Source organism: Pseudomonas sp. GW821-FHT03A09 (assembly GCF_059421065.1).
In genome coordinates this window covers 1-23338 of sequence record NZ_JBWKUX010000004.1, presented here as the reverse complement: position 1 = coordinate 23338, position 23338 = coordinate 1, and the positions used below count along the sequence as shown (strand labels likewise).

Genomic DNA, 23338 nt, shown 5'->3' with positions numbered 1-23338 from the left:
GAGCCCGTGCCGTGACTGATGCATTGATTGAAATTCGTAACTTGCAGGTGGCCTTCGACGGGCATAAGGCGGTGCGCGGCATCGACCTGGATATTCACGCAGGGGAGTGCCTGGCGCTGGTGGGGGAGTCGGGCTCCGGCAAATCGGTGACGGCCCATTCGATCCTGCAGTTGTTGCCGCCGCATACCACGCGCACCGAAGGCAGCATCCGTTACCAGGGCGAGGAGTTGCTCGGTGCTCGCCCCGAGCGTTTGCGCCAGATTCGCGGGGACCGCATCGCGATGATCTTCCAGGAGCCGATGACCTCGCTCAACCCGCTGTACAGCATCGAACGGCAACTGTCGGAAACCCTGCTGCTGCACAAGGGCCTGGGCGGCGCGGCGGCGCGGGAACGGGTGTTGGAGTTGCTGGAACTGGTCGGTATCCGGCAGCCGCGCCAACGCCTGAGTGCCTATCCGCATCAACTTTCCGGCGGGCAGCGCCAGCGCGTGATGATTGCCATGGCGTTGGCGTGCGAGCCGCTGCTGTTGATCGCCGACGAGCCCACCACCGCACTGGATGTGACCGTGCAACGGCGTATCCTGACGTTGCTCAAAGACCTGCAACAGCGCCTGGGCATGGCGCTGTTGCTGATCAGCCACGACCTCAATGTGGTGCGCAGCATTGCTCAGCGGGTGGCGGTGATGCGTACCGGGCAGATCGTCGAGCAGGCCGACTGTGAGGCGCTGTTTGCCGCGCCGCAACATGCTTATAGCCAGCAATTGCTCGAAGCCGAACCAGAAGGCTGTGCGATCGAGCAGGCCGCGACCGAAAATCTATTGGAAGTGGACGGTCTCAGAGTCTGGTTCGCCCAAGGCGGCCTGTTGCGCCGTCGGCCGCCGATCAAAGCGGTGGACGGCATTGACCTGCGCCTGCAACGCGGCAAGACCCTGGGCATTGTCGGCGAGTCCGGTTCGGGCAAATCCACCCTCGGCCAGGCGATCCTGCGGCTGATCGACGCCCAGGGCAGTATCCGCTTCCAGGGACAAGCCCTCGATACGCTCAAGGGCAAGGCCCTGCGCCCGTGGCGGCGCAAGTTGCAAGTGGTGTTCCAGGACCCGTTCGGCAGCCTCAGCCCACGCATGAGCGTGCAGCAGATCATCGAAGAAGGCCTGCGCGTGCACACTGATCTCGACCGGACTGAGCGCGAAGCCCAAGTGATTGCAGTGTTACGCGACGTCGGCCTCGACCCCGCCACCCGCCATCGTTTTCCCCACGAATTCTCCGGTGGCCAGCGCCAACGTATCGCCATCGCCCGAGCGCTGGTGATCAAGCCGGACCTGATTCTGCTCGACGAACCCACCTCGGCCCTCGACCGCACCGTGCAAAAACAAGTGGTGACCTTGTTGCGCCGCTTGCAGCAAGAGCACGGGCTCACCTACCTGTTCATCAGCCATGACCTAGCGGTGGTGCGCGCGTTGGCCCATGACCTGATCGTGGTCAAGGATGGGGTGGTGGTGGAGGCGGGGAGCACCGAGCAACTGTTCGAGACGCCCCGGCATGGCTATACGCGAGAATTATTGCTGGCGTCTGCGTTGTAGAGGCAACACCGCAGATCAAATGTGGGAGGGGGCTTGCCCCCGATGACAGCGTGTCAGATCAGTAATCTATAACTGACACACCGCTATCGGGAGCAAGCCCTCTCCCACAATGGTTCAATGCCGGCCTTGCTCAAGCTCGACCTTGCGCCTGCATTCGAGCAGTATCAGACCAGACGGCGCCGATAACCGCCATGTTGGGTGTTGCAGGCTTCATCGTTGCTGAAACGCCACTTTCACGCCCAACCCCATAAACAGCGTACCGATGATTTTACCTTCCCATTTACGTAGCGCGGACAGCCCTTTGAGGCCTCGGCTCAACGGACGGATAGCGATGGCCAACAGGCTGGTGTACACCGCGCTGAGCACCGAAAAGATCAAGCCGAGTACGGCAAATTGCACCAGCGACGAGCCCGATTCCGGGTGCACGAATTGCGGCAGAAAGGCCAGGAAGAAGATCGCCGTTTTCGGGTTCAGCACCTCCGCGCCCACGGCCTGGAAAAACGCCTGGCGCGGTGTCACCGCCGGCAACTCAAGCCGAGCGTGGGTGCCGGTCTTGGTCATGAAGGCACGCATACCGAGGTAGATGAGGTAAGCCGCACCCGCCCACTTCACGGCATTGAATGCCGTCGCCGACGTCATCAAGATCGCCGACAACCCCAACGCCGCGCACAGTGTATGCACCAGGTCTCCGCAAGCCACGCCCAGCCCGGTCGCGATACCGACCTTGCGCCCGCCTTGAAGCGTGCGTGTAAGCACCAGCAGCACGGAAGGGCCGGGGATCAGGAACAAGCCGATCACAACGGCGACGTAGGTGATAAGGGCGGTGATTTCAAACATGGCAGGGACCTCGACCTGGGGCGCGGCCTACAGTAATCCTCAAGTAGAAGGGCAATGCAATGTTATTGCACTGCCCTCACTGTGGTTCAGCGTTTCGATGCAGACACTAAACCGTCACCACAATCTTCCCCACTTGCTGGTTCGCCTCCAGAAAACCATGGGCCGCTTGGATCTCATCCAGCGCAAACGTCTTGGCAATGATCGGCGCCAGTGCGCCCGACGCGAGCCCTTCCAGGATGAACGCCTTGGCCCTGGCCAGTGCCGCGGGGTCGGAGACGATTTCCGCGTAGAGGTAGCCCTTGAGCGTCAGGCTCTTGCCTAGCACGGTGAACAGCGGAAACGGCGTGGGTTCAGGGCTCAGTGCGCCGTACTCCAGCAGGATGCCACCCCTGGCCATGCTTTGTGTGAGCGCTTCGAAGGACGGCCCGCCGATGGGGTCGAACACCACGCGCACGCCCTGGCCGTTGGTCAGGGCCATCACCCGTTCCACCAGGTCTTCTTCATCACCGATGATCACATGGGTGGCGCCTGCGTCGAGCAAGGCCTGTTGTTTCGCACGGGTACGGGTGACGGCAATGGCCGTGGCACCGACGCTGCGGGCGATTTGAAAGGCGGCCAGGCCGACACTGCTGGACGCGGCGGTCACCAGCACCACGTCGCCTTGGCTCAGCTTGGCCTGTTCGACCAGCGCGCCCCAGGCCGTGACGTACTGCATCCACGATGCGGCGGCCTGTTCGAAGCTCAGGTTTGAAGGATGCTTGACTGCAAGGTAAGCGGGCACATTCGCCACCTCGCCGTAGGTGCCCCAGCGGGCGATATCCAGCGGCGGGATTACGCTGACCGCATCGCCTACCTTGAACTCGCTGACAGCGCTGCCGACCGCCACCACCACGCCTGCGGCTTCATAGCCCAGGCGGCTGGGGAATTCGGCTTCCTGCAAATACGCGTGGTTACGGAACATCACTTCGGCGCGGTTCAAGCCAATCGCCTTGACCTGGATTTGTACTTCATCCGCCTGGGGTGCAGGCACATCAACGTCTTCCAGTTGCAAGACGCTTGCGTCGCCGTAGGCGTGAATCCTGACAATACGTGCCATGTTGACCTCGGTGTTCATCAATGAGGCGTTCAATTTAGGCGTTGGTTGCGCAGGGATAAAGGCCTAGGATGGCGCAACACTAGAAACAACGGGTTTCCAATGGACCGCCTGACCTTGATGGCCACGTTCGTTAAAGCGGTGGAGCTGGGCTCGTTCAGCGCCGTGGCGGATGAGCTCAACCTGTCGCCGCAGTTGGTAGGCAAGCAGGTGAAAATGCTTGAACAGCACTTGGGTGTATCGCTGCTCAACCGCACTACACGCAAGCAAAGCCTCACCGATTTTGGCCGTACGTTTTATCAACGCGCCAAGCTGATCCTGGCCGACATGGACGCCGCCGAAGAAATGGCCGCCGTGACCCGTGGCGTTCCCAGCGGGCGCCTGCGCATCAATGCCCCGGTGACGTTCGGCGTGAGTACGCTGTCGCCGCGCTTGCTGGAGTACATGGTCAAGTACCCGCAGGTGGCGGTGGACCTGACCTTGTCCAACGACATCATCGACTTGGTCGAAGACGGCTACGACGTGGTATTTCGCATCGGCGAACTCACCGACAGCGGCCTCAAGGCCTTGCCCCTCAGGCCGTATCAAATGCTGCTGTGCGCCGCTCCAGCTTACCTGGCGCGGCGGCCGCCCCTTCTCACACCGTCGGACCTGCAAGAGCATGAATGCCTGGCGTTCGCCTATTCCGACGGGCGTTCCCACTTGCATTTCGAGGGACCGGGCGGGCCTATTGACGTGCCGATTACAAGCCGTTTGACGATTAATCAGGGCGACCCGCTGCTCTCGGCCGCCGTGGCGGGGTTGGGGGTGGTGTTGTTGCCGCTGGAGCTGGTCAACGACGCGCTGCGCAAGGGCACTTTGGTCAACGTGTTGCCGGAATACCATGTGCCGGTATCACCAATGAACCTGCTGTACGCGCCGGATCGTCGCTTGACCCCGAAATTGCGCAGTTTTGTGGATTTCGTAAAGGCGACGTTTGGTAGGGAAGGGCGCTGATCGGCGCCGAACCTACGGCTGCGTCGCGTGGTCAGAACTTTGTTGATACGCTTGATACCGCTCACTTCAGGCTCCCCAGGAGCAGCCATGAAAACCCTACGCACCGCCTTTCCGGGCGTTTTCCCGCGAGGCACCGCCAGCGAATCGGAAACGGCCTTGTCGGACATCGAATTCCTGCACCGCATCAGCCTGGACCTGATCGGCGAACAGGACCTCGAAGCCCTCTACGGCAAGATCGTCGATGCTGCCGTGTCCATTACCGGTTCGCAGTTCGGCACCATGCAGTTGTTATGCCCCCAGGGGCATGCCGGCGGGCACGGCGGCGAGCTGCAACTGCTCTGCTCTCGTGGCCTGCCGCCCGAAGCCGTGGGGTTCTGGCAGTGGGTGAGCCCCGTGGCCTACAGCAGCTGCACCATGGCCCTCAAACTCGGCCAACGCGCGATCATTCCCGATTTTGAAGAGTGGGCCGACATTGCAGATACCGAAGATCTTCTGGCGTTTCGCCGAGCGGGCATTCGCGCCGCGCAAACGACCCCGCTGCGCTCCCGCGACGGTCGCCTGCTTGGCATGATTTCCACCCACTGGAGCCAACCGCACCAGCCGTCCGAACGCGACCTGCGCCTGCTCGACATCCTTGCACGCCAGGCCGCCGACCTGCTTGAGCGCACCATCGCGGATGAAGCCCTGCGTGATGCCCAGACCCAATTGCGTGCCCTCAACGAAACCCTTGAGCAACGCGTGGCTGAACGCACCGCGCTGTTGATGCAGGCCGAAGAGAAGCTGCGCCAGTCGCAAAAAATGGAAGCCGTCGGCCAGCTCACCGGAGGCCTGGCCCACGACTTCAACAACCTGCTGGCGGGCATCTCCGGTGCCCTGGAGCTGATGAACCGGCGCATTGCCCAGGGCCGCCTCAGTGACGTCGACAAGTACATGGTCGCCGCCCAAGGCTCGGCCAAACGCGCCGCCGTGCTCACCCAACGGCTGCTGGCCTTCTCTCGCCGGCAAACCCTGGAGCCCCGCGTCACCAACGTCAACAGTTTGATGTACGGCATGGCCGAACTGATCCAGCGCACTGCCGGGCCTGGTGTGCAAGTCGAAACCGTCGGAGCCGTGGATGCCTGGGCAGCGTTTGTCGACGCCAGCCAATTGGAAAACGCCTTGCTCAACCTGTGCATCAACGCCCGCGACGCCATGCCTGAAGGCGGCAAGATCACCCTGCAAACTGCCAACCACTGGCTCGACCACGCCCCCGCCCGCACCCACGACCTGCCCGAAGGTCAATACCTGTGTCTGAGTGTCACCGACAATGGCACCGGCATGCCGCCCGACGTGATGGCCCACGTGTTCGAACCCTTCTACACTACCAAGCCCATCGGCCAAGGTACCGGCCTGGGCCTGTCGATGATCTATGGTTTTGCCCAGCAGTCCGGCGGCCAAGTGCACCTGCATTCCACCGAAGGTGTTGGCACCTGTGTGTCCCTCTACCTGCCACGCCATCACGGCGCCGCGCCCTTAGACGAACTCCCCCTCGGACAAGCCGAGATTGAAGGCGCCCAACATGGCGAAACCATCCTGCTGGTGGACGACGAATCCACCGTGCGCATGCTGCTCGCCGACGTGCTCGGTGAACTCGGCTACACCGTCATCGAAGCCGCCGACAGCGCGGCGGGGCTGAAACTGTTGAGGTCGGACGTGCACATTGATTTGCTGGTGACCGACGTCGGGCTGCCGGGCGGGATGAATGGCCGGCAGATGGCGGAAGCGGGCATGGAGTTGCGGCCAGGCTTGAAGACGCTGTTCATTACCGGCTACGCCGAAAACGCGGTGATGGGTTATGGGCAACTGGCGGCGGGAATGGGTGTGTTGACGAAGCCGTTTGCGGTGGAGGGGCTAGGGGGGCGGGTCAGGGAGCTGTTGGGGCGGTGAGGTCCGCCCCACGCTGTTCATGCAAACACGCGCGCGATAAAGGCCTCCAGGCCTTTCTCCTCCAAGATCTCGACAGAGAAATGCCCAAAACGCTTGGGCAGCCAAATGATGCGCGTGCCGGACGGTGACTGCAGATCCTCCAGGGCCAATGGCCGGCCGTTCTCATCCTGCGGCTGGACCCCCTCGGCGATCAACTCGGCATAGGCCACCTCGATATCAGGTGTGGTGTAGCAATGCCGGTAAATCATTCCTTCGCCGTGCTTATCCAGCAGCTCCCGCAGGTTGCCCGCCAGTGGTTGCACCAGCATGAAACGCTCCTGGCCCATCAGCGCCACTGCATAGCGCACATGCAAGCCACCGCGTTCCCACACTTGGGTGGTGGAGATCCTGGCTTTGAGGATTTTCGCGTAATACGCACAGGCCTCTTCGAGATCTTCTACCAATACATCGACGTGACTGAACTTCAGCTCCATGGCTTGCCCCGGTTGAATGTTGATTTACGCGACAGTAGCCGATTTACAACTATTAACGTATTCCCCACGCCGTTCGAGCTAGCGTATTCACGCGCATCCCTTTTCCGTGAACTCGTGACCATGAAGCTACGTGCCGTTGCCTCAACATTACTTGCCTTCGCCGCATTGCAGCCGTCTCCAACCCAGGCGGCGCCCACTATCAGCCACGTCGCCATCTACCGTGGCCCGGCGGGTTGTGATGACTGCTCTGAAAACGTCAAAACCGCCCTGTTGCACTTCAACCCGAACGTCCACATCGACTTCGTCGGCGCGAAAGAGTCGATCGACATCACTCCGCAAAACCTCGCCCGCTATGACCTCTATGTGCAACCCGGTGGCGGCCAGGACATTCCCGGCGCCCTGGCCAGCCTGGGCGACGCACGGGCGCAAGCCATTCGTGACTATGTGGCCAAGGGTGGGCGCTACCTGGGGCTGTGCATGGGAGCTTACCTGGCGGATGACAGCAACCTGGGTTTGATACCGCAAGACCTGGACTCCGAAGCGGGACGGCCCGAGTTTGAAGTGAAAGGGGTTGATGATGCGGCGGTGCGGGTGGTGTGGGATGGGCAACCGGATAACGTGTTTTATCAGGATGGGCCATACTTCCCGCCGGCTGATGCGGCGTCACCCTATACGACGATTGCGACTTATCGGGATGGCGATGTGGCGGCGGCCCGGTATACGTACGGGAAGGGTGTGGTGGTGTTGAGCGGGCCGCATCCAGAGGCGGGGCGGGAGTGGTTTGAGAAGGCGGGGATTGGGGTGGGTGAGAGGCCGCGCGGGGAGTTGTTTGGGGTGTTGGTGCGCGAAGTCGAGCGATAAGGCTGGAAAGCAGAACTTTATTTCCAAACAGGTCTAACATGCCAACCCCGGCAGTGGTTCCACGCGCTACCGATCCTTCTTCTTATAGGTATCGCCATGTCCATCGACCAAATTTCCCTTCCCAAGGGTGTAGGCCCTCACGCCGCCAAACTCCTGGATGCCATCACTGGCGCCTCTACCCATGAAGAACTCAACCGCGCCGGAGGCAAGGCTGAAGGTTTTGTGCTGGGGCTGGAATCCACCAAAGCCATCAAAAGCCAGATCGCCGAGTCGTTGTATGTGGCCTACGACGACGCGGCGGGCAATCGGGCAGTTGAATTGAAGGGCTGATCGTCAGCCAGGGCTGGACCCTTCTTGAGGGGCGAGCAAAGGATTGCCGTTACGATATCTTGGTCAAAGAATACAAGGGCCCCAAGGACGATTTACTTATCGAGGTGAAGAGCAGCGCAGATCCATCGCAAGTTCGGATGGCGATTGGTCAGGTCTTCTCCTATTGGCACCGGCTTATAGGTCCTTCGGAGAGTTGTCATACCGCGATTGTGCAGCCGACACGGCCTGACAGTGAGACCGAAAAACTGTTGAAGTGGCTGGATATCGGGCTCTTATGGCTGGAGAACGAAAAGCTGCACACATCCACTGAGTGGCAAGGGGATTTTGTCGCCTCCATTCCTTCCAGGGGCTAAACAGTCAACTGGCTTAAGGGGGACTGTCATCATGGGTGGGTTACAGTCGGTCGCTTACACCGTAGATGAAGGAGTCACCATGACATTGACCGTCAAAACCTTGCTCGAACTGGCCATGGCCAACCCCATCAATGCTGAAATCACAGCGCGCCTGCCTGACCTCTGCGTGTCCCAATGCATGCTCACGGCAGGCTGTCTGTTCCAGGCGGTGTGGAATCATCAATCGAACCTTCCCGCCGCCCAGGGAGTAAAGGACTACGACGTTTTTTACTTCGATACCGACCTGTCCTACGATGCTGAAGACAAAGTGATCCGCGCCGCTGAGCAGCTGTTTCAGGACTTGGGCGTCAACGTCGAGGTCAAGAACCAGGCGCGGGTTCACCTGTGGTACGCCGAGCGGTTTGGCCGGCCTTATCCGCAGTTGCACTCGGCCAGACAGGGCGTTGACCGTTACCTGGTAGCGGGCACGTGCATCGGGCTGGAGATTGAGACGGGTGAGGTGTATGCGCCGTATGGGTTGGCGGATGTAGAGCAGGGTGTACTGCGGATTAACCCCCTGCACCCGGAGCCTGAGTTGTTCGTGCAGAAGGCGCGCAGTTATCAGGCGCGCTGGCCGTGGCTCAGGATCATTGATGAAAATCTGCGGTGAACTATCCCTAAGTGGCCTCTCCAGGACCTCTGTGGGAGCTGTCGAGCTTTAGCGAGGCTGCGAAGGCGGCGGCACTGCCAATGAATAGGTTGCCTGCCCCACATCTGAGCGGTGCTCCATCAGTCAACTTGGGCGTAAGCGCAGGATCTGCGCTCCGTCGAACGGGTCTGTCAGGTAATGCGCCTGCACCCCGAATGTGTCCTGCAAGCGTTGTGGCGTCAGTACCTGCAGCGGCTTGCCCAGCGCCACCAAGTGCCCGCGATCCAGCACGGCCAGGCGATCGCAGGTCAGCGCCTGATTCAGGTCATGCAGGGCAATCAGCGTGGTCACCGGCAACGCTTGCACACCTTTCAAGATTGCCAGCTGATGCTGGATATCCAGGTGGTTGGTTGGCTCATCCAGTAGCAGAATCTGCGGACGTTGCGCCAGGGCGCGGGCGATGTGCACGCGTTGGCGTTCACCGCCGGAGAGGCTGCGCCAGGCGCGTTGGCCCAGGTGGGTGGCGTCTACGTCATGCAGTGCCTGACTTACGATGGCATGGTCTTCGCCGGACCACGGGCTCAGTGCCGACAGCCAGGGCGTGCGCCCCAGGGCCACAGCGTCGAACACGCGGATGGCGTCGTCGGTGTCGGCTTGTTGCTCCACCATCGCCAGTTGCTGCGCGATGGCGCGGCGTGACAGTTTGCCCAGGGGCTGGCCGCCCAACCGTACTTCGCCGTTGGCCGGTGCGCGCAAGCCGGCGAGCAGCTTGAGCAGGGTGGATTTGCCGGAACCGTTCGGCCCGACGATGCCCAGGGTTTCGCCCAACTGAACGTCAAGGTGAATGTCATGCAGCAACTGGGCCTCACGCACTTTGAAACCCAGGCCGGTGCAACTCAAGACATTCATCGCGCGTTCCTCCGGCCGATCAGGATCAGCGCAAACACCGGCGCGCCCACCAATGCTGTGACCACCCCGACCGGAACCACCTGGCCTTTGATCAAGGTGCGTGAAAGGACGTCTGCCGCAATCAGGAACAGCGCGCCACCCAGGGCACTGGCCGGCAGCAAGCGCGAATGTCCAGTGCCCAGCAGCAGGCGCACGGCATGGGGAATGACCAGCCCGACAAAGCCGATGGAGCCGACAATCGACACCATCACCGCCGTCACCAGCGCCGCACAACCCACCAGCACGAACTGCACGCGGCGCACCGGGATGCCGAGGGACGCCGCCGAGTCCGTGCCGAAGGTGAATGCATCCAGCGCACGGCGATGCCACAGGCACACCGCCAGGCCCAAGACCGCCACGGGCATCGCCAGCCACACTGACGGCCAGCGCACGCCGCTGAGGTTGCCCAGCAGCCAGAACATGATGCCGCGGGCCTGTTCGGAGCTGGCCGACTGGGTGATCAGGAAGGCGGTGAGGGCATTGAACAACTGCGAACCGGCAATACCGGCGAGGATGATCTGCCCGGTGCCACTGGCCGAACCGCTGGCGCGGGCCAGCAGAATCACCAAGGCAAACGCCGCCATGGCGCCGACGAACGCGCCCGCCGACAGCGAAATCAAGCCGCCGCCCACGCCGATCAACGCCACCAGCACGGCGCCAGTCGACGCACCGGCGCTGATGCCGAGCAGGTACGGGTCGGCCAGGGGGTTACGCAGCAACGACTGTAAAATCACGCCGCAGGTCGCCAACCCGGCACCGCAGGCGGCGGCGACTAGGGCGCGGGTCAGGCGGTAGTTCCACACCACGCCTTCGTCGATGGGGTCCAGCACATAGCCGGCCGCCCACAGTTTGTTGGCGAGCACCTGCAACACCACCTGCGGTTCGATGGCGGTTTCGCCGATGGCCACGCCAGCAAGGACCGCGAGCAGTAGCAGGGTGAGGGCGAGCAGGGTACGGATCATTGGGGCAGGTCGTAGCCGTCGATCGCGCCGGCCAGTTGTTCCAGGCCATCGAACATGCGGATGCTGGCTTGCAGGGCCAGGGCGTCAATAATGATGATGCGGTTGTTTTTCACGGCGTCCATGTTGCGAGTCACCGGGTCGCTGTGCAGGAAGGCGAGTTTCTTTTCATGGTCGTCGGCGGGGTAGCGGCGGCGGTCCATGCGGGCGATCACCAGGAAGGTCGGATTGGCCTTGGCCAGGGTTTCCCAGCCGACGGCGGGCCACTCTTCATCGGACTGCACCACGTTGTGCAGGCCCAGGGTTTCCAGCATGAACTCCGGAATACCTTTATGACCGGCCACGTACGGATCGCTGGCCATTTCGGCGCTGGAGAACCACACCAGTGCGCTGGCTTGCTTGAGGCCTTTGCTCTGCGCGGTGGCGACCGATTTGGCCAGGCGCGCCTTGAGCGTGTCGTTCAGTTGCTGGCCGCGGTCCTGTACGTCGAAGATCTGCGCCAGTTGGCTGATGCTTTTATAGATCGTCTCGATGCGAAACGGCTCAAGGCGCGTGCCGTCGGCGCCCACCAGGTTGTCCTTGCCTTCGCAGTCGGAGGGCAGCAGGTAGGTGGGGATTTTCAGTTCATGGAATTGCTCGCGGGTACCGACCACGCCCTGCGGCCCGACCACCCATTCCAGCTCGGCGGCTACCAGTTGCGGGCGCTTGGCGATCACGGCTTCGAAGCTCGGCTCGTTGCTGGCCAAGCGCTCGATCTTGTCGTTCTGCGCCTGGAATTGAGGCAGTACGTTGTTGAACCACAACGAGGTACCGACCACTTTGTCCGCCAGGCCCAGGGCGTAGAGCATTTCGGTGGCGGCCTGGCCGATGGTCACGCTGCGGGCGGGAGCTTGTTGGAAGATGAGGTGGCTGCCACAGTTTTCGACGGTCAGTGGGTAGTGGGTGGGCGCGGCCTGGGCCAAGGCACAGAAGCCTACGCCGGTGAGCAGGGCGGTAACGCGTGGCAGCATGGGGCATCTCCGTTTGAACCGTACAAGGAGCTGGGGAGGCACGGTTTGGAAATACAGCCATGAACGCTGCCGATGGGGCAGGGCAAGGATGTCCTTCCCGGACACCCCGCCGGTTAGTGATCTAGCTGGGCCGGCAGGTCTCCTGACTGATGCGTCGTTGCCTCGCTCCGGCCTTCCCGAGCATGGCTCAGTGGCAGTGTGGAGCAGGCTCAGCACCTACAGTTGCGGGGGCAGTTCCGATTGACGCGATGGGGCCGCGCTTCGGATTCCCTATTAGTCCCGTTTGGGAACCGGCGCGGTATGGTAGTCGATCAGGACGAGGCGACATAGCCCAAGGTGCGCTTGTTCAGACGCGAATGTCCTCAAGGCCTTGGATCAGCGCTTCGATCCGCGTGCCGGTGGCGCGTTCTTCGTTGCTGAAACCATCGTAGTCGGCCAGGTTGGCGAAGCGGATGCCGGTCAGGCGCTCTATCTGGATCACGCTGCGCTGGTAGGTCCTGAGTTGACCGAATACCAGGTCGAGCTGATCCAGTTCGCGGATTTGGTCGATCATGTAGGCGCTGGCAGAGGGTTTGCCGTCGTCGTTGAGGTAGGCGACGACTTTCCAGAACGCTTGGGGAATTTGAACGCCTCGGTACACACGGTCACCCGCGGCAAACACCGGACCGGTAAACACCGTGGCGCGGGCTTTCCAGCGTTGCGTGTTGTCCAGAATGTAATCTTCGAGTTCCAGCCAGGTCTTCTGGTTGAACCCACTCATCTGTGGCGAGCAGTTGGTGAAATGGAAGGTGTCGGCGTTGGCGGTCTGGGCGTCGTCGCCCCAATTGGGGTCTTGTCGGCGGACCAGATGACCACGATCCAGGCCGTTCTTGGCATACAGCTCGTCGCCCACCTGGGCACTGTTGGGCAGGCGACCATCGTAGGCCCAGCTGTCGTTGCGGCGGATGATGTCTACCGACCGGCCTCCGTCGATATTGACGCCCACATACAGTGCGAGCCGCTTGGAGCGTGACATCGTCACCGAGAAGTGCGTGTAGTCCAGGCGCTGGCCGCCACCGTCCAGTGTCTGAACGTCACCTGCGAGGGTTTCCTCCACCGTTGGCCATGGCACTACGAAGCTGCCGAGAAAGTCGTCTGCGTAGCCGCGCCGGTCTTTCAAATCTTTGGCCGAGGTAACGCGGGGCGCCGCCGCCCTGGCTTCCATGAGGCTGGGGCTGGGCATGATCAACGGGCGTAAATCGCCGAGTCTGGGGCGGTGGGCAAGGTCGATTTTGGCTTTACGTGCTGGCATCGGTGAGTCCTCCTCGGATAAACGCGACTGCAACATAGCTTGATGACAATTGAAGGTACGCGTTAACCCTCGGGGGCTATCCTGAAACAGTCTCCCGGACGTTCACCGCACGCCAAAAGGAGCCAGCCAATGTGTGATCGCCATTTGCGTAACCCTGTTTTCTGCTTGATTCCGCCCTACATGCTCGACCAGATCGCGCGCCACGGTAATAAGGCGCAACGAGATGTCGCGCTGCGTACTCGTGCCAAGGACAGCACGTTCCGCTCGTTGCGGATGGTCGCGGTGCCCGCCAAGAGCCCGGCCCATCAGGCCCTGGCCATGGGCGCCGAGAAACAGCGTTCGATCTACAGCGCCGAGGGTACCGATAGCCTGCCAGGAACGTTGATCCGTGGTGAAGGGCAGCCCGAGAGTGGTGATGCTGCGGTGGACGAGGCCTATGATGGCCTGGGCGCCACCTTCGATTTTTTTGACCAGGTCTTCGACCGCAATTCCATCGACGATGCAGGTATGGCGTTGGACGCAACCGTCCATTTTGGCCAGAGCTATAACAACGCGTTCTGGAACTCCACCCAGATGGTGTTTGGGGATGGGGATGGCCAGTTGTTCAACCGGTTCACGGTAGCCCTTGACGTGATTGGCCATGAATTGGCCCATGGCGTCACCGAGGATGAGGCCAAGCTGATGTATTTCAACCAGTCCGGGGCATTGAACGAATCGTTGTCGGACGTGTTCGGTTCACTGATCAAGCAATATGCGTTGAAGCAAAAGGCCGAGGACGCCGATTGGTTGATTGGCAAAGGGCTGTTTACCAAAAAAATCAAAGGCACTGCACTGCGTTCAATGAAGGCTCCCGGCACTGCTTTTGACGACAAACTGCTGGGCAAGGACCCTCAACCTGGGCACATGGATGATTTTGTCCAGACCTACGAGGACAATGGCGGGGTGCATATCAATTCCGGTATTCCCAACCATGCGTTCTATCAGGTAGCGACTCAATTGGGCGGGTTCGCCTGGGAACGTGCGGGGCGCATCTGGTATGACGCGTTGCGTGATGCGCGGCTTCGGCCCAGCTCGGGGTTCTTGCGCTTTGCGCGCATTACTTACGATGTGGCCGGTCGCCTTTATGGCGTGAACAAGGATGAGCAGAAGGCGGTCAAGGACGGTTGGAAAGCGGTCGGTATTTCCGTCTGAGGTGAGGAACAGTCATGCAAATTTCGATCAAGGAAATCGGCGGGCCTGGTTTTTTTCCGGGCCTGGCCCAACCGCGTACGGTGGAACTGGACACGCTACCCGAGCAGGATCAACAGGAATTGCGGCAACTGATCGCCGCGTCAGACTTTTTTCAGTTGCCACAAAGCACCGCTCCAGCGCCCGGGAATCCAGGCCAGGTGCATTACACCCTGACGGTGACGGAAGGCGCGCGCGCGCACACGGTCTGTGTGCTTGCGCCGGTGAAGTCTCAGGCGCTGGACGGATTGGTGCAGTGCGTGCGGCGGCATATTCGCTGCTGATGCTCGCTTCTTGATTGTAGTGAGCGGGCTTGCCCCGCGCTGGGGGCGAAGCCACCCCAACAAAGACGCTGCGGTGTTTCAGGAAGACCAAGGTGTCTGGGTTTAGGGCGGCTGTGCCACCCAGCGCGGGGCAAGCCCGCTCACTACAGGGGTTATTGGCGGTTCAGCCAGACGGTCTGTGCGTTGCAGAACTCCCGTACGCCGAAGTGCGACAGCTCGCGACCGAACCCACTCTTTTTGATCCCGCCAAACGCCACCCGAGGGTCGGAGACGCTAAAGGAATTGACGAAGATCCCGCCGGTTTCCAGCTGGTTGGCGATGTCCCGCGCCTTCGCCGCATCGGTGGTGAAGATGCTCGCCGTCAGCCCGAACTCGCTGTCGTTGGCCAGGGCCACAGCGTGGTCGGCATCGCGTGCAGTGATGATTGATGCCACCGGCCCGAACAGTTCCTGTTTGAACGAGGTCATCTGGTCGGTGACGTTGGCCAATACGGTCGGCTCATAGTAGTTGCCGGCACCGGGCACTTTGTTGCCGCCCAGCAGCAGCGTCGCGCCTTCTTCCAGGGTAGCCTGGACCTGGCCGTGTAGCTCTTCACGCAGGTCAACGCGTGCCATCGGGCCGATGTAAGTGTCGGCTGCGGTCGGGTCGCCCATTACCAGTGTGCGGCTGGCTTCGAGGAATTTGGCGGTGAACGCGGCTACTACGCCTTCTTCTATGATCAGGCGCTTGGCGGCGGCGCAGACTTGGCCACTGTTTTGGAAACGGCCGATCACGGCGGCCTGCACGGCAGCGTCGAGGTCGGCGTCGTTGAGCACGATGAATGGGTCGGAACCGCCCAGTTCCAGCACGCATTTTTTCAACGCAGCACCGGCCTGAGAGCCGATGGCGATGCCGGCGCGCACGCTGCCGGTGAGGGTGACGGCGGCGATGCGTGGGTCGGCGATGGCCTTGGAGACGCCTTCGTTCGTCACGTTGACCACTTCAAAAATGCCTTCGGCGAAGCCGGCTTTCTGGAACGCTTGCTGGATCAGGTAGGCGCTGCCCATCACATTGGGCGCGTGCTTGAGCACGTAGGTGTTACCGGCCAGCAAGGTCGGCACGGCACCGCGCAACACTTGCCACACCGGGAAGTTCCACGGCATCACGGCGAAGATCGGGCCCAGTGGGCGGTATTCGATCTGCGCGCTGCCGTTGTCCACCAAGGTCGGTTCCGGGGCAAGCATGGCCGGGCCCTGGGCTGCGTACCATTGGCTGAGTTGGGCGCACTTTTCGATTTCGGCGCGGGCTTGGGCGATGGGTTTGCCCATTTCCAGGGTGATCATCTGCGCCATGGTTTCGGCTTGCTCACGCAGGGTGGTGGCCAGGGCCAGCAGCAACTCGGCGCGCTGGCTGATCGGTTGGCGACGCCAGGTGTGGAAGGCACGGGTGGAGCGATCGAGGGCGGCATTCAGCTGCGACTCGGTTTCGTATGGGTAGCTGCCGACGGTTTCGCCGTTGGTGGGGTTGATCGAGAGGGCGTGGGTAGTCGCGTTCATGGCACCGTCCTGCTGAATGAGTGGGATGGGTTCAGCCTACGGGGATGTATGTTTTTCAGAAACTGAATAATATTAAGCAATATATTCACGATTGGAGAATGATTTGGATCTGGTGCAGCTGGAAATCTTCAAGGCCGTTGCCGAGCAGGGCAGTATCAGCGCTGCCGCACAGTTGATTCATCGCGTGCCGTCGAACTTGACCACGCGTATCAAGCAACTGGAGCAGGACCTGGGCGTGGAATTGTTTATCCGCGAGAAGAGCCGCCTGCGTCTGTCACCGGCCGGCTGGAATTTCCTCGGCTATGCGCGGCGCATTCTCGATCTGGTCCAGGAGGTCCGGGCGACGGTGGCGGGGGAGGAGCCCCAGGGCACGTTTGCCCTCGGCTCCCTGGAAAGCACGGCGGCGGTGCGTATTCCGGCATTACTGGCGGCGTATAACCAGAAGCACACCAAGGTCGAGCTGGACCTGAGTACCGGGCCGTCGGGCACGATGATCGAGGGGGTGCTGTCGGGGCGGCTGACGGCGGCGTTTGTCGATGGGCCGCTGCTGCACGCCACGCTGGAAGGGGTGCCGGTGTTCGAGGAGGAGATGGTGGTGATTGCACCGCTGCATCACGCGCCGATCACACGGGGGCAGGATGTGAACGGGGAGAGTATCTACACCTTTCGCTCGAACTGCTCATACCGGCATCACCTGGAGCGCTGGTTTTCCCAGGATGGCGCGGTGCCGGGCAAGATCTTCGAGATCGAGTCTTATCACGGCATGCTCGCCTGCGTCAGCGCCGGAGCCGGCCTGGCACTGATGCCACGCAGCATGCTGGAAAGCATGCCGGGGTTTGCGGCGGTGAGTGTGTGGCCGTTGATGGATAACTTCCGCATTTTGCATACGTGGTTGATCTGGCGGCGGGGGACGGTGTCGCAGAGTTTGAATAGCTTCGTAAAGCTGCTGGAAGAACGCAATCTGGTGGCACCCTGAATCCAATGTGGGAGCTGGCTTGCCTGCGATAGCAGTCTGTCAGCTTGCATCTCTGGTACGGGTCCACCGCTATCGCAGGCAAGCCAGCTCCCACACTTTTGATCGGCGTTAGCCGCCGAATTGGAGGGTGCCCATTGCGAGCTTTGCCATCAGCGCTGTCGCCCCCAGTTGCACTAACCACAACGCCAGGCCGCCGAGGAATACACCGAGCGCCACTTGCAGCACCAGGCTTTTCTGGCGCTTGGGTTGCGGCGTGCGCGGGGTGTAGTCGTCCAGTTCGTCGCGGTCGGCGCGCAGGTCCAGGTCATCGTTTCTCATGGGGCTCTCACAGCAAAGGGGCAGTTGGGGTTCAGTCTAGGAGCTGGATACGAAAAAGGGGAAGCCATCGGCTTCCCCTTTCGTGCAACGGCTACAGGTTTACAGCACCTGGACGATTGCCTTTGTGACTGCATCAATGTTCGACTGGTTCAACGCCGCCACACAGATACGGCCGGTGTCGAGGGCGTAGATGCCGAACTCGTTGCGCAGACGGGTGACTTGCTCAACGGTCAGGCCGGAGTAGGAGAACATCCCGCGCTGGCGACCGACAAAGCTGAAGTCGTGGCCCGGTGCAGCCTTGGCCAGGTCAGCGACCATCTGCTCGCGCATGCCGCGGATGCGCAGGCGCATTTCGCCCAGCTCGGCTTCCCACTGGGCGCGCAGTTCAGGGTTGTTCAATACCGCTGCAACAATCGCTGCGCCGTGGGTGGGCGGGTTGGAGTAGTTGGTGCGGATCACACGCTTGACCTGGGACAGGATACGCGCGCTTTCTTCCTTGGACTCGCCGACGATGGACAAGGCGCCCACACGTTCGCCGTACAGGGAGAACGACTTGGAGAATGAGCTGGATACAAAGAAGGTCAGGCCCGATTCAGCAAACAGGCGCACCGCTGCGGCGTCTTCATGGATACCGTCGCCAAAGCCCTGGTAGGCCATGTCGAGGAACGGCACCAGATTCTTGGCCTTGACCACGTCCAGCACGTTCTGCCAATCGGCCGGGCTCAGGTCGACGCCGGTCGGGTTATGGCAGCAGGCGTGCAGCACCACGATGGACTGTGGCGGCAGGGCGTTGAGGTCTTCGAGCAGGCCAGCACGGTTCACGTCGTGGGTGGCGGCGTCGTAGTAGCGGTAGTTCTGCACCGGGAAACCGGCGGTCTCGAACAGGGCACGGTGGTTTTCCCAGCTCGGGTCGCTGATGGCGACGACGGCGTTGGGCAGCAGTTGCTTGAGGAAATCCGCGCCGATTTTCAGGGCGCCAGTGCCGCCCACCGCCTGTACGGTGGTGACGCGGCCAGCTGCCAGCAATGGCGATTCAGCACCGAACAGCAGGGTTTGCACGGCCTTGTCGTAGGCGGCGATGCCATCGATCGGCAAGTAGCCACGGGCGGCGTGTTGCGCCACGCGAATGGCTTCCGCTTCGGCAACGGCACGCAAGAGTGGAATCTTCCCCTCCTCGTTGCAGTAAACGCCCACGCCAAGGTTGACCTTGGTGGTTCGTGTATCGGCGTTGAATGCTTCGTTGAGGCCCAGGATAGGATCGCGTGGTGCCATTTCGACAGCGGAGAACAGGCTCATTTTTGCGGCAGCTCTATGGGGGATAGGAGGGACGTGTCGCGCTCCAGCCGAATGCACTAGAGCGGTGCACAAACGGGGAGCTAGTATAGAGGCCATCACCGCCGAGGGCGACAGCCGAAACGGCTTTTCGGCCAAGTTTTTCGGTTTATTTACCGACCGTTAGTCTTATTGCAACATTGATTGGTAATGGCGTGTAGGACGATTGCCTTGAAACCCATCACATTCGCCACCACTTCCATGGCTATCATGGTTTTTCCTACTATCCGCTCTGAATCTTCGCGGAGGGTGGTCTATTTCGTCCTCGACGGGTTTACAGTCTGGGAGTGACTTCACGAGGTACGTTATGTCGGATTTCCAACTCGTCACCCGCTTTGAACCCGCCGGAGATCAACCGGAAGCCATTCGCCAGATGGTCGAAGGCATCGAGGCTGGCTTGGCGCACCAGACGCTGCTCGGGGTAACCGGTTCGGGCAAGACCTTCAGCATCGCCAACGTGATCGCCCAGATCAATCGCCCGACCTTGGTGCTGGCGCCGAACAAGACCTTGGCTGCGCAGTTGTACGGCGAGTTCAAGGCGTTCTTTCCGAACAACGCGGTGGAGTACTTCGTTTCTTACTACGACTACTACCAGCCCGAAGCTTATGTGCCGTCGTCCGATACCTTCATCGAGAAAGATGCGTCGATCAACGACCATATCGAACAGATGCGGTTATCGGCCACCAAGGCATTGCTGGAACGCAAGGACGCGATCATCGTCACCACGGTGTCGTGCATCTACGGCCTCGGCAGCCCGGAAACCTATTTGAAGATGGTGCTGCACGTCGACCGTGGTGACAAACTCGACCAGCGCGAGCTGCTGCGTCGCCTGACGAGCTTGCAATACACGCGCAACGACATGGACTTTGCCCGCGCCACCTTCCGTGTGCGTGGCGATGTGATTGATATCTACCCGGCCGAATCCGACCTGGAAGCGATCCGCATCGAGTTGTTTGACGATGAGGTCGAGAGCCTGTCTGCCTTCGACCCGTTGACCGGCGAGGTGATCCGCAAGTTGCCGCGCTTCACTTTCTACCCGAAGAGCCACTACGTGACACCCCGTGAAACCCTGATGGGCGCTATCGAGGGCATCAAGGTCGAGCTGGCTGAGCGCCTGGAATACCTGCGCTCCAACAACAAGCTAGTGGAAGCCCAGCGTCTGGAGCAGCGTACCCGCTTCGACCTGGAGATGATCCTGGAGCTGGGTTACTGCAACGGTATCGAAAACTACTCGCGCTATCTGTCGGGTCGCGAGGCCGGGGCACCGCCGCCCACGCTCTACGATTACCTGCCGCCGGACGCTTTGCTGGTGATCGACGAATCCCACGTCAGCGTGCCGCAGGTCGGTGCCATGTATAAGGGCGACCGTTCGCGTAAAGAAACGTTGGTGGAGTACGGCTTCCGCCTGCCATCGGCGCTGGACAACCGGCCCATGCGCTTTGATGAATGGGAAAGTATCAGCCCACAGACCATTTTCGTGTCTGCCACGCCGGGCAACTACGAGGCCGAGCATGCTGGTCGCGTGATCGAGCAGTTGGTGCGCCCGACCGGCCTGGTAGACCCGGAAATCGAAATCCGCCCGGCGTTGACCCAGGTCGATGACTTGTTGTCGGAAATCACCAAGCGCGTAGCGTTGGAAGAGCGAGTACTGGTCACCACGCTGACCAAGCGCATGTCCGAGGACTTGACCGACTACCTGGCCGACCACGGCGTGCGTGTGCGTTACCTGCACTCGGATATCGACACCGTGGAGCGCGTGGAGATCATCCGCGACCTACGCCTGGGCACTTTTGATGTGCTGGTGGGCATCAACCTGCTGCGTGAAGGCCTGGACATGCCGGAAGTGTCGCTGGTAGCGATCCTGGATGCGGACAAGGAAGGCTTCTTGCGTTCGGAGCGCTCGTTGATCCAGACCATTGGCCGCGCGGCGCGTAACCTCAATGGGCGTGCGATCCTGTACGCCGACCGCATTACAGGGTCCATGGAACGGGCGATTGGCGAGACCGAGCGTCGTCGCGACAAGCAGATTGCCTTCAACCTGGCTAACGGCATCACGCCCAAGGGTGTGTTCAAGGACGTCGCCGACATCATGGAAGGTGCGACCGTGCCAGGTTCGCGCAGCAAGAAGCGCAAGGGGATGGCCAAGGCCGCCGAGGAAAGTGCCAAGTACGAGAACGAACTGCGCTCGCCGAGTGAGATCACCAAGCGTATCCGGCAACTGGAAGAGAAGATGTACCAGTTGGCGCGGGACTTGGAGTTCGAGGCGGCGGCGCAGACGCGGGATGAGATTGGCAAGTTGCGTGAGCGCTTGCTGGCTGTTTGATTTGCGGTGACTGGGTTGGCCTCTTCGCGGGCAAGCCCGCTCCCACACTTGACCGATTTCCAGCATGAGAATGCGGTCGAATGTGGGAGCGGGCTTGCTCGCGAATGCAGGCACCGCGGTCTGCCAGAATCACCCAAGCTGGTGTTACCATTCGCCCCTTGTTTCAATTTTCAGTTTTATCGCCCATTCGAGACCTGCCATGACCACCGTCCGCACGCGCATTGCGCCATCGCCTACTGGGGATCCCCACGTCGGTACTGCTTACATCGCCTTGTTCAACTACTGCTTTGCCAAGCAGCACGGCGGTGAATTCATCCTGCGGATCGAAGACACCGACCAGTTGCGCTCCACCCGTGAGTCGGAACAGCAGATCTTCGACGCCCTGCGCTGGTTGGGCATTACCTGGGCGGAAGGCCCGGACGTCGGTGGCCCGCACGGCCCGTATCGCCAGAGCGAGCGCAGCGACATTTACAAGCAGTACACCCAGCAACTGGTCGACATGGGCCATGCGTTCCCATGCTTCTGCACCGCAGAAGAACTGGACCAGATGCGCGCCGAACAAATGGCCCGTGGCGAAACCCCACGCTACGACGGCCGCGCGTTGCTGCTGTCGAAGGAAGAAGTGGCCCAGCGCCTGGCCGCCGGCGAACCTCACGTGATCCGCATGAAGGTGCCGAGCGAGGGCGTGTGCGTGGTGCCGGACATGCTGCGCGGTGACGTCGAGATCCCGTGGGACCGCATGGACATGCAGGTGCTGATGAAGACCGACGGCCTGCCGACGTACTTCCTGGCCAACGTGGTCGACGACCACTTGATGGGCATCACCCACGTGCTGCGTGGTGAAGAGTGGCTGCCGTCGGCGCCCAAGTTGATCCTGCTCTATGAGTACTTCGGCTGGGAGCAGCCGCAGCTGTGCTACATGCCGCTGCTGCGTAACCCGGACAAGAGCAAGCTGTCCAAGCGCAAGAACCCTACCTCGGTGACCTTCTACGAGCGCATGGGCTTCATGCCTGAGGCGATGCTCAACTACCTGGGCCGCATGGGTTGGTCGATGCCGGACGAGCGCGAGAAGTTCTCGCTGCAGGAAATGGTCGACAACTTCGACCTGTCCCGTGTCTCCCTGGGCGGTCCGATCTTCGACATCGAGAAACTGTCGTGGCTCAACGGCCAGTGGCTGCGTGATTTGCCGGTGGAAGAGTTTGCCAGCCGTGTGCAGCAGTGGGCGCTGAATCCGGAGTACATGATGAAGATCGCACCGCTGGTGCAGGGCAGGGTGGAGACCTTCAGCCAGGTCGCACCGTTGGCCAGCTTCTTCTTCGCCGGTGGCGTGAGCCCGGATGCCAAGCTGTTCGAGTCCAAGAAGCTCTCCGGTGATCAGGTGCGTCAGTTGATGCAGTTGATCCTGTGGAAGCTCGAAAGCCTGCGCCAGTGGGAGAAGGATGCGATTACCGCGACGATCCAGGCGGTGGTGGAGTCCCTGGAGTTGAAATTGCGTGATGCGATGCCGTTGATGTTTGCCGCGATCACCGGGCAGGCCAGTTCGGTGTCGGTGCTCGATGCGATGGAAATTCTCGGCCCGGACCTCACGCGTTTCCGTCTGCGCCAAGCCCTTGATTTGCTTGGTGGTGTGTCGAAGAAAGAAAACAAAGAGTGGGAAAAGCTGCTGGGCGCTATTGCTTAAGCTGGCTGCGGTAACGGCGAAACCCAGGTTTTTCGGGGTTTCGCCGGTAAGTGATTGTTATCCCGGCAAAAAATTTTGGAAATTGTTGAAAATAAATTTGACACACTTCCAAACCGCCATTAAGATTCGCCCCGTCCTCACCGATGAGGGGCTATAGCTCAGCTGGGAGAGCGCTTGCATGGCATGCAAGAGGTCAACGGTTCGATCCCGTTTAGCTCCACCAATTTACAGGTTCAAGGTCTGGCCACACCGTCCTTGAATCGATCAGGTCTCAGCTCTGATCAGATGTACAGAAGGTTTTGTCCCCTTCGTCTAGTGGCCTAGGACACCGCCCTTTCACGGCGGTAACAGGGGTTCGAGTCCCCTAGGGGACGCCA

Annotated in this window: 21 protein-coding genes, 2 tRNA genes and 1 riboswitch; of the genes, 13 read left to right on the top strand and 10 right to left on the bottom strand. The window is 61.1% G+C overall.

What is annotated here, in order from left to right:
* Window positions 1–11 precede the first annotated feature (11 nt).
* On the top strand, window positions 12–1580 hold the full coding sequence (locus tag AC07V4_RS07995; protein WP_492636032.1) for an ABC transporter ATP-binding protein: 1569 nt from the start codon (window positions 12–14) through the stop codon (window positions 1578–1580).
* 210 nt (window positions 1581–1790) lie between these two features.
* On the opposite strand, the gene AC07V4_RS07990 is transcribed toward AC07V4_RS07995, so the two are convergent.
* Entirely contained in the window at window positions 1791–2417 is a 627-nt protein-coding gene (locus tag AC07V4_RS07990; protein ID WP_492636033.1) for a LysE family translocator, read from the bottom strand.
* A gap of 106 nt (window positions 2418–2523) precedes the next feature.
* Window positions 2524–3513: a zinc-dependent alcohol dehydrogenase family protein gene (locus AC07V4_RS07985; RefSeq protein WP_492636034.1), complete on the bottom strand. Its 990-nt coding sequence runs from the start codon at window positions 3511–3513 to the stop codon at window positions 2524–2526.
* Between the two features lie 99 nt (window positions 3514–3612).
* On the opposite strand from AC07V4_RS07985, the gene AC07V4_RS07980 reads away from it, so the two are divergent.
* Together AC07V4_RS07980 and AC07V4_RS07975 are read left to right on the top strand one after the other, a co-directional pair.
* Window positions 3613–4506, top strand: a complete 894-nt coding sequence (locus tag AC07V4_RS07980; protein ID WP_492636035.1) for a LysR family transcriptional regulator — start codon at window positions 3613–3615, stop codon at window positions 4504–4506.
* Between the two features lie 87 nt (window positions 4507–4593).
* Window positions 4594–6432, top strand: a complete 1839-nt coding sequence (locus AC07V4_RS07975) for an ATP-binding protein (RefSeq protein ID WP_492636036.1) — start codon at window positions 4594–4596, stop codon at window positions 6430–6432.
* A gap of 17 nt (window positions 6433–6449) precedes the next feature.
* On the opposite strand, the gene AC07V4_RS07970 is transcribed toward AC07V4_RS07975, so the two are convergent.
* Window positions 6450–6905: a VOC family protein gene (locus tag AC07V4_RS07970; RefSeq protein WP_492636037.1), complete on the bottom strand. Its 456-nt coding sequence runs from the start codon at window positions 6903–6905 to the stop codon at window positions 6450–6452.
* A gap of 120 nt (window positions 6906–7025) precedes the next feature.
* Here AC07V4_RS07970 and AC07V4_RS07965 point away from each other — a divergent pair, with 120 nt between their 5' ends.
* The 3 genes from AC07V4_RS07965 (at window position 7026) to AC07V4_RS07955 (ending at window position 9098) form a co-directional block, all read left to right on the top strand.
* The gene (locus tag AC07V4_RS07965; RefSeq protein WP_492636038.1) at window positions 7026–7766 is read left to right on the top strand and encodes a BPL-N domain-containing protein; all 741 of its coding nucleotides are present in this window, start codon (window positions 7026–7028) and stop codon (window positions 7764–7766) included.
* Window positions 7767–7862: 96 nt separating this feature from the next.
* Window positions 7863–8096 carry a hypothetical protein gene (locus tag AC07V4_RS07960; protein WP_431752216.1) on the top strand — a complete coding sequence of 78 codons (234 nt, stop codon included), beginning with the start codon at window positions 7863–7865 and terminating at the stop codon, window positions 8094–8096.
* A 432-nt stretch (window positions 8097–8528) separates the two neighbouring features.
* On the top strand, window positions 8529–9098 hold the full coding sequence (locus AC07V4_RS07955; protein ID WP_492636039.1) for a nucleotidyltransferase family protein: 570 nt from the start codon (window positions 8529–8531) through the stop codon (window positions 9096–9098).
* Window positions 9099–9221: 123 nt separating this feature from the next.
* Here the strand turns inward: AC07V4_RS07955 and AC07V4_RS07950 are convergent, their stop codons facing one another.
* The 4 genes from AC07V4_RS07950 to AC07V4_RS07935 all read right to left on the bottom strand — a co-directional run bounded on the left by AC07V4_RS07950 (window position 9222) and on the right by AC07V4_RS07935 (window position 13285).
* Entirely contained in the window at window positions 9222–9986 is a 765-nt protein-coding gene (locus tag AC07V4_RS07950) for an ABC transporter ATP-binding protein (protein ID WP_492636040.1), read from the bottom strand.
* Window positions 9983–10987 (bottom strand): FecCD family ABC transporter permease, encoded by a 1005-nt coding sequence (locus tag AC07V4_RS07945; protein WP_492636041.1) that lies wholly within the window; start codon window positions 10985–10987, stop codon window positions 9983–9985. Before AC07V4_RS07945 ends, AC07V4_RS07950 begins: the two co-directional genes overlap by 4 nt.
* Window positions 10984–11994: an ABC transporter substrate-binding protein gene (locus AC07V4_RS07940; protein WP_492636042.1), complete on the bottom strand. Its 1011-nt coding sequence runs from the start codon at window positions 11992–11994 to the stop codon at window positions 10984–10986. Before AC07V4_RS07940 ends, AC07V4_RS07945 begins: the two co-directional genes overlap by 4 nt.
* Window positions 11995–12109: 115 nt before the next feature.
* Window positions 12110–12304: riboswitch (cobalamin riboswitch) on the bottom strand.
* Between the two features lie 36 nt (window positions 12305–12340).
* Window positions 12341–13285, bottom strand: coding sequence for a DNA/RNA non-specific endonuclease (locus AC07V4_RS07935; RefSeq protein WP_492636043.1), 945 nt, complete (start codon window positions 13283–13285; stop codon window positions 12341–12343).
* Between the two features lie 129 nt (window positions 13286–13414).
* On the opposite strand from AC07V4_RS07935, the gene AC07V4_RS07930 reads away from it, so the two are divergent.
* A complete protein-coding gene (locus tag AC07V4_RS07930) occupies window positions 13415–14476 on the top strand; it encodes a M4 family metallopeptidase (protein ID WP_492636044.1) in 1062 nt (353 codons plus the stop codon).
* A 14-nt stretch (window positions 14477–14490) separates the two neighbouring features.
* Entirely contained in the window at window positions 14491–14796 is a 306-nt protein-coding gene (locus AC07V4_RS07925) for a protealysin inhibitor emfourin (protein ID WP_492636045.1), read from the top strand.
* Window positions 14797–14948: 152 nt separating this feature from the next.
* Here the strand turns inward: AC07V4_RS07925 and AC07V4_RS07920 are convergent, their stop codons facing one another.
* Window positions 14949–16331 carry an aldehyde dehydrogenase family protein gene (locus tag AC07V4_RS07920; protein WP_492636046.1) on the bottom strand — a complete coding sequence of 461 codons (1383 nt, stop codon included), beginning with the start codon at window positions 16329–16331 and terminating at the stop codon, window positions 14949–14951.
* Between the two features lie 103 nt (window positions 16332–16434).
* On the opposite strand from AC07V4_RS07920, the gene ptrR reads away from it, so the two are divergent.
* Window positions 16435–17307 carry a putrescine utilization regulator PtrR gene (ptrR, locus tag AC07V4_RS07915; protein ID WP_492636047.1) on the top strand — a complete coding sequence of 291 codons (873 nt, stop codon included), beginning with the start codon at window positions 16435–16437 and terminating at the stop codon, window positions 17305–17307.
* A 108-nt stretch (window positions 17308–17415) separates the two neighbouring features.
* Here the strand turns inward: ptrR and AC07V4_RS07910 are convergent, their stop codons facing one another.
* Both AC07V4_RS07910 and AC07V4_RS07905 read right to left on the bottom strand, forming a co-directional pair.
* A complete protein-coding gene (locus tag AC07V4_RS07910) occupies window positions 17416–17625 on the bottom strand; it encodes a hypothetical protein (RefSeq protein WP_492636048.1) in 210 nt (69 codons plus the stop codon).
* A gap of 99 nt (window positions 17626–17724) precedes the next feature.
* A complete protein-coding gene (locus tag AC07V4_RS07905; protein WP_492636049.1) occupies window positions 17725–18921 on the bottom strand; it encodes an amino acid aminotransferase in 1197 nt (398 codons plus the stop codon).
* A 343-nt stretch (window positions 18922–19264) separates the two neighbouring features.
* On the opposite strand from AC07V4_RS07905, the gene uvrB reads away from it, so the two are divergent.
* The 4 genes from uvrB (at window position 19265) to AC07V4_RS07885 (ending at window position 23338) form a co-directional block, all read left to right on the top strand.
* Window positions 19265–21280 carry an excinuclease ABC subunit UvrB gene (uvrB, locus tag AC07V4_RS07900; RefSeq protein ID WP_492636050.1) on the top strand — a complete coding sequence of 672 codons (2016 nt, stop codon included), beginning with the start codon at window positions 19265–19267 and terminating at the stop codon, window positions 21278–21280.
* 199 nt (window positions 21281–21479) lie between these two features.
* Entirely contained in the window at window positions 21480–22961 is a 1482-nt protein-coding gene (gene gltX, locus AC07V4_RS07895; RefSeq protein WP_248733227.1) for a glutamate--tRNA ligase, read from the top strand.
* A gap of 147 nt (window positions 22962–23108) precedes the next feature.
* Window positions 23109–23184, top strand: a tRNA-Ala gene (locus AC07V4_RS07890).
* A 78-nt stretch (window positions 23185–23262) separates the two neighbouring features.
* Window positions 23263–23338: transfer RNA gene (locus tag AC07V4_RS07885), tRNA-Glu, on the top strand.